5 protein-coding genes and 1 pseudogene are annotated in these 6369 nt (G+C 64.5%); 4 read left to right on the forward strand and 2 right to left on the reverse strand.

Annotated features, from left to right (window positions below; all coding sequences use genetic code 11):
* Window positions 1-333: aminotransferase class I/II-fold pyridoxal phosphate-dependent enzyme (locus tag RT662_RS03665; protein ID WP_313669252.1), on the forward strand; the 333-nt coding region annotated here is incomplete at its 5' end.
* Between the two features lie 164 nt (window positions 334-497).
* Window positions 498-950 (forward strand): tRNA (cytidine(34)-2'-O)-methyltransferase, encoded by a 453-nt coding sequence (locus RT662_RS03670; protein WP_313669254.1) that lies wholly within the window; start codon window positions 498-500, stop codon window positions 948-950.
* 5 nt (window positions 951-955) lie between these two features.
* On the opposite strand, the gene RT662_RS03675 is transcribed toward RT662_RS03670, so the two are convergent.
* Together RT662_RS03675 and RT662_RS03680 are read right to left on the reverse strand one after the other, a co-directional pair.
* Complete coding sequence (locus RT662_RS03675) at window positions 956-2617, reverse strand: DUF885 family protein (RefSeq protein WP_313669255.1); 1662 nt, start codon at window positions 2615-2617, stop codon at window positions 956-958.
* Between the two features lie 5 nt (window positions 2618-2622).
* Window positions 2623-4158: a M20/M25/M40 family metallo-hydrolase gene (locus RT662_RS03680; RefSeq protein WP_313669257.1), complete on the reverse strand. Its 1536-nt coding sequence runs from the start codon at window positions 4156-4158 to the stop codon at window positions 2623-2625.
* Window positions 4159-4276: 118 nt separating this feature from the next.
* On the opposite strand from RT662_RS03680, the gene RT662_RS03685 reads away from it, so the two are divergent.
* Together RT662_RS03685 and RT662_RS03690 are read left to right on the forward strand one after the other, a co-directional pair.
* Window positions 4277-5170, forward strand: a complete 894-nt coding sequence (locus RT662_RS03685; RefSeq protein ID WP_313669259.1) for an ABC transporter ATP-binding protein — start codon at window positions 4277-4279, stop codon at window positions 5168-5170.
* A gap of 8 nt (window positions 5171-5178) precedes the next feature.
* Window positions 5179-6369 (forward strand): annotated as a pseudogene (locus RT662_RS03690) (ABC transporter permease); the annotation flags it as partial.

Genomic DNA, 6369 nt, shown 5'->3' on the forward strand with positions numbered 1-6369 from the left:
CTTCAGGAGCGCAACGCCGCCTTCCAGCGCCGTCGCGATCTGGTGGTCTCCATGCTCAACCAGACGCCCGGCCTGATCTGCCCCCGCCCGGAAGGCGCCTTCTATGTCTACCCCGATTGCTCGGGCCTGATCGGCAAGACGACGCCAACCGGCACCGTGCTGACCAACGATGAAGCCGTCGCAGCCTACCTCCTCGACGCCGAAGGCGTTGCCGTCGTCCACGGCGCGGCATTTGGCGGCTCGCCTGCCTTCCGCATCAGCTACGCCACCTCCGACGAACTGCTGGAGGAAGCCTGCAAGCGCATCCAGCGGGCGGTGGGCAATCTGCGCTGAAACGGTTTTTCCAGTTTTGACGTTTCGTATCGAATTGGGGATTTTTCACCGTGGTGCAGAGCCCGCATCCGGTGCAACCCTGAACGCCGCGACGATGACAGGCTTTGCCCGTGTAGGACAGCTTCAGTCGCCCCCGCCGCCGAGGCCCGCCCCAAGATTTGCTTATGCGCATCGCGCTCTTTGAACCCGAAATCGCCGGCAATGTCGGCGCGGTGCTGCGGCTGGGCGCCTGCCTGGGCGTGCCTGTCGATCTGATTGAGCCGCTCGGCTTCGCGTGGGACGATGCCCGCGTTCGCCGCACGGCCATGGACTATATCGATCATGTCGCCATCACCCGCCACCGCGACTGGCCCGCCTTCCACGCCAGCATCGGTGCCGCGCGGCTGGTGCTGCTCACCACCAAGGGCAGCATCTCCGCCTATGATTTCGCCTTCCGTCCCGATGACGTGCTGCTGTTCGGCAAGGAAAGCGCCGGTGCCCCGCCGCATGTTCACGCCGCCTGCGAGGGCCGCATCCGCTTGCCGATGAAACGCGACGTGCGCTCGCTGAACCTCGCCATGTCGGCCGGGCTGGCGGTGGGGGAGGCCCTGCGGCAGACGGGCGGGCTGCCGGGCTGAACCGGTCAGCCTTCGTCGCGGAACATCAGCTTGCGGATCTGCTTGAACGGCAGATCGCCGTACGTCAGCAAATTATCGTGGAAATGTTTCATCGAATAATGCACGCCCATCCGGCGCTTGTATTCCTCGCGCAGCTTGATGATCTCCAGCTCGCCGATGATCTCGCGGCCTGGCGATGACGGAGACTGGGAATCGCGCTGCACTTCGATGAACGCGTTGGTCGGCTCCATCCCCATCTTGTCGACATAGGCCTGCACGGCCTCATCGAACGTCATCTCGCCCTTCGCCATCTTCAGCTTGGTCAGGATACGCTGCACCCGCCACATGCGCATCTGGCGCCGCGCCATTTTGGTCTTCAGCTCCTCCATATAGGGCAAGCTCTTGTAATAGCCTTCTTCTTCCATCAGGCGTTCAAGGTAGAACGACCATGACTGGCTGAAATAGGCACTGCGATAGGCGCGCCGCATTGGTCGTCTGACATTCTCATTACGCGCGGCAATCTGCACATTGTGGCCCAGCCATTCGTGGTAGGAGATCACGTGCGTCCAATAGGGGTTGTAGGCCTTGATGCGGCTGGCCTTTTCCTGCGGAGTCAGCCGGTCTTCCAGCGGCGTGAGGATGTAATAGCCCGATTGCCGGCCCGCCACGGTGGGCCCGCCGGTGGCGCCGCCCAAGGACAGGATGCGCCGCGCCATCGGCGGGGATTCGCGGGCGCCATAATCGATGTAATCGGGGATGGTCACGATATGGGCGCCGGGCCCCTTCAGCCAGGCGCTCATCATGTCGACATAGCGTTGCGCCATCGGGATCACCCCATCCCACGGCGGCGCTTCGTCCTTCATCACCTCCCACGCTTTGCGCAGGTCGCCACTGGGGTGAATCTGGCGCGCCAGATCACGCATTTCGGCGGTCAGCACGCGCTCTTCGTCGCTGGCGATGCGCAACATCTCCTCGGTGCCATACTCGTCCAGTTGCTCCTGCACGAACTGGTAGAATTCGATTTCCTGCGGTTTCCACGCCGGTGAACGGGTGGAGCGCGGCAGCAGATCGCTTTTCAGCCAGCGTTCGAAATCATCAACGGCAGCCAGCGCGGGGCCGGCGGCCGCCACGAGTTCGGCCTTCACGTCCTTGCTGTCCGCGATCGCCTTGGGAACCTCGTCGCGCAGCAGCAGGCGGGCATAATAGGCTTGGTAAATGGCGTTTTCGGTCCAGGTGCGGGCGGGGTTCTTCAGGGTCTGCTTGGCGCGGGCCAGCACGGCCGGCAGGCGCCGGAGTTCGACTGTGGCCTGCCGCACCGCGCTGTCCGGCAGTGCACCGGGGCGCAGGAACAATTGGCTGGTCTGGCCCAGCGCGAACACCGATGCGGGGCTCACCTCGTGCAGCCGCAGGGTTTCCATTTCGAACAGGCGCGTGCGCAGATGGGCGATCAGCAGATCGTGATCGACCTGATCATCAAGGTTCAGCCGGGTGCGGTCGATGCGCTTGGCCTCGTCGAGCACGGCGCGATAGCTGTCAGCGGCTGCCGCAAAGGCCGGCGTTCCCGGCTCCCCCTCCTTCACCGACAACGCCGCGGCGATCACCACTTCCAATGCCGGCGGGGCAGGCTGTGCGGCGACGGGCACCGAAGCGAGGCAGCAGGCCACGAGGCTGAGGAACAAACGGATCAAGGACTTCACCATTTCGTATCGGCCAGCAGCGCCGCGTAAATCTCGATGCCGTCCCACAGATTGCCGAGGCGGATATTCTCGTTGGCGGCGTGCTGGTTGTCGTCGGCGTTGGCGACGGAGACACCGATCATGGGGGTTTGAAGGGCTTCGACGATTTCGGCGAAGGGCGTGGTGCCGCCCATCAGCGGCATTTGCACGGGTGGGCCGGCGGTGCGGGTGATGGCGTCGATCACGGCCTTGGCGGCGGGAGTGTCGAGGGGGACTTTCACCGCGACGGAGCCGCCTTCATCCCAATCCAGTTTCAGCAGCTTGGGGTGGGCGCGTCGGGTGGCGGCGTCGGGATCGGTGCGGATGATGTGCCAGCCCTGGGTGGTGACGTGGGCTTCAACCGCCTGTTTCACATGGGCGGTGGTCTGGCCGGGAGCGAGGCGGATATCGAAGCTGGCCCAGGCCTGGGTGGCAATGGCGTTGGCGGCCGGTGAGCGTGTGTCGCCGCCGTGGATGGCGCGGACGTTCAGGGTGGGCGCGAGATAGCCATCGGCGATGCGCGCCGTGCCGATGTGGCGGCCGAGTGCCAGTTCGTCCATCAGTTGCGGCTCCACGGCGGGCAGGGCGGCCAGCGCCGCCTTGTCAGTGGCGCTGGGCGGCGGCACTTCGCTGGCCAGGCCGGGCACCTTGATGTTGCCCTGATCGTCGCGCAGCTGCATCACCAGATCGGCAATCATCACCGTGGGGCTGGGCACCCAATTGCCATAATGGCCATCGTGCAGCGCGCGGGCGGGGCCATAAACGGTCGCTTCGAAATCGACGATGCCGCGGTTGCCGCCGCTCACCAGCGGGCGGCCGGATTGGTGGACCGGGCCATCGCCCATGATCAGCAGATCGGCGGCGAGCAGCGCCTTGTTGGCGCGGACGATCGTGCCGAAATTGGGGGAGCCGGCCTCTTCCTCGCCCTCCCACAGGATCTTGATGTTCACATTGGGTTTGATGCCCTTGGCGGCCAGTGCATCCAGCGCCCACAGGGTGACGGCGATGGTGGATTTGTCGTCCCCGGTGGCGCGGCCGTGCAGGCGCCATTCCTTGTCGATGGCGGTGGCGACGGCCAGATCGACCTTGGCGCTGGCCGGCGGTGCGGAGCGCAGGGTGGGCTGGAACGGCGGATCGAGCCAGCCGGGCTGGTTCACCGGCTGCCCGTCATAATGGGCATAGAGCAGGAGGGTCCGCTTGGCGCCGGGGGTGCGGCGCTCCGCAAACACACTCGCGGGTGTGCCGGGGCGGGCGCGCAGTTGGCTAGTGGTGAAGCCGCGCGATTTCAGCTGGGTTTCGAGGAAATCGGCGTTGCGATCCACATCGGCCAGGTTGCTGGCAATGCTCGGCATGGCGACGAAGGCGCTGTAATCGGCGATCAGCTTGCGCTCATTGGCTTCACGCCAGCTGCGGACGGACGCGCGCAACTGGTCAGAGGCTGGGCTGGCCAGTGCCGGTGCCGGTGCCGCCACCAGTGCCAGCAGTGCCCACCCGAACAAAGCCCGATTTTTCATGACAATTCCCCTTTGATTCCAGACTGGCGCAGGCCGCCGCGCTTGGCAACTGCCCACCGCTTTACATAGATAATACAGCTGCTATGAAATGGCGGATCAACGGGAGTGAGATCGCATCATGCTGCAACTGTCGGGCGTCACCCATGTCTATGCCAATGGCACCCGCGCGCTGGATGATGTGAGCCTGACCGTGCCCAACGGCATGTTCGGCCTGCTGGGGCCCAACGGTGCGGGCAAATCGACACTGATGCGCACGGTGGCGACGCTGCAGACGCCCACGGCCGGCACGATCATGTTTGGCGATATCGATGTGATCGCCCAGCCGGAAAAATTGCGCGAGACGCTGGGTTATCTGCCGCAGGATTTCGGGGTTTATCCGCGCGTATCGGCCTATGCCATGCTCGATCACATGTGCGTGCTGAAGGGCATTGCTTCGGCCGGGGAACGCAAGGCTACCGTGGAGACGCTGCTCAACCAGACCAACCTGTGGAATGTGCGGAGCAAGGCCATCGCCGGTTTTTCGGGCGGCATGCGGCAGCGGTTCGGCATTGCCCAGGCGCTGATTGGCAATCCGCGGCTGATCATCGTTGATGAACCGACGGCCGGCCTTGATCCGGAAGAGCGCAACCGGTTCCTGAACCTGCTCGCCGAGATTGGCGAGAATGTGGTGATCATCCTTTCCACCCATATCGTTGAAGATGTCGCCGATCTGTGCCCGCGCATGGCGGTGCTGGCCGGCGGGCGCATCCAGCTGGAAGGCGCGCCGCTGGAACTGATCGAACGGGCGCGTGGCAGCGTGTGGGCCAAGACGATCGGGCGGGACGAGCTCGAAGCCACCAAGGCCGCACATGAGGTGATCTCCACCCGGCTGTTTGCGGGGCGCACGATTGTGCACATCCTGTCCGACCGCGATCCGGGGGCCAGCTTCACCGCCGTCGAAGGCGGGCTGGAGGATGTCTATTTCGCCACACTGGCCCGCAGCCGCCGCACCACCACTGCTGCTGCGGCTTGAGGCAAGCGATGTTTGGCGCCATCACGCTGTTCGAGCTGCGGTATCAGCTGAAGAACCCGGTGTTCTGGGTTGTCGCGATCCTGTTCTTCCTGATCACGTTCGGCGCGACCACGGTTGATCAGATCTCGATCGGATCGGGCGGCAATGTGCACAAGAATGCGCCCTTTGCGGTGGTGCAGGTGCACCAGATCCTCTCGCTGTTCTTCATGTTCGTAACGACGGCGTTCGTGGCCAACGTGATCGTGCGCGACGATGAAAGCGGCTTTGGCCCGATGGTGCGGGCCACGCGCGTTTCCAAGTTCGATTATCTGTTCGGCCGATTCACCGGCGCTGCCCTGGCCGGGGCGCTTGCCTTTCTGGTGGTGCCGCTGGCGATCGTGATCGGCTCCGTGATGCCGTGGCTTGATCCGGAAACGCTGGGCCCCAACCGTGTGGCCGATTATGCCTATGCCTATCTGGTGCTGGCGCTGCCCAACGTGCTGCTCACATCTGCGATCTTCTTTGCCGTCGCCACGCTCACCCGCTCGATGATGTACTCCTATGTGGGCGTTGTGGTGTTCCTGGTGCTGTATCTGGTGCTGAACGGCTTCCTGCGCACCAAGCCGGAACTGCGCGAGACGGCCGCGCTGATCGAACCCTTTGGTTTTGCCGCCATCGGCAATGCCACGCGCTATTGGACAGCGGCGGAACGCAACGGCCTCACCCCGCCGCTCACTGGGGCCTTGCTGGCCAACCGGGCGATCTGGCTGGCCGTGGCGCTGGCGGCGCTGGGCTTTGCCGGCTGGCGCTTCCGTTTTGCCGAAGGCGGGCTTTCGGCCCGTGCTGCGGCGCGCGCGGCAAAGAAGGAGGTCAAGGCCGCTGCCGTGCCGCCGCAAACCGTGGCGGTGTTGCCGGCACCGCGTCCGTCGGCGGCCGCCGGCGCCCGGCTGTGGGCGCGCACCCGCTTCGAAATGAGCCTGGTGTTCAAAAGCCCGGCCTATCTGGTGCTGCTGCTGATCGGCCTGTTCAATGCGTCGGGCAGCCTGATCTTTGCCAACGAGATTTACGGCACCCCGGCGCGGCCGCTCACCTTCGCGTTGATCGAACAGCTGAATGGCAGTTTCACGATCTTCCCGATCATCATCGCCATCTATTATGCCGGCGAAGTGGTGTGGCGTGACCGGGATCGGCGCTTCCACGAAATCGTGGACAGCACGTCG

It is taken from the genome of Sandarakinorhabdus sp., from assembly GCF_032115815.1.
Lineage (GTDB): Bacteria > Pseudomonadota > Alphaproteobacteria > Sphingomonadales > Sphingomonadaceae > Sandarakinorhabdus.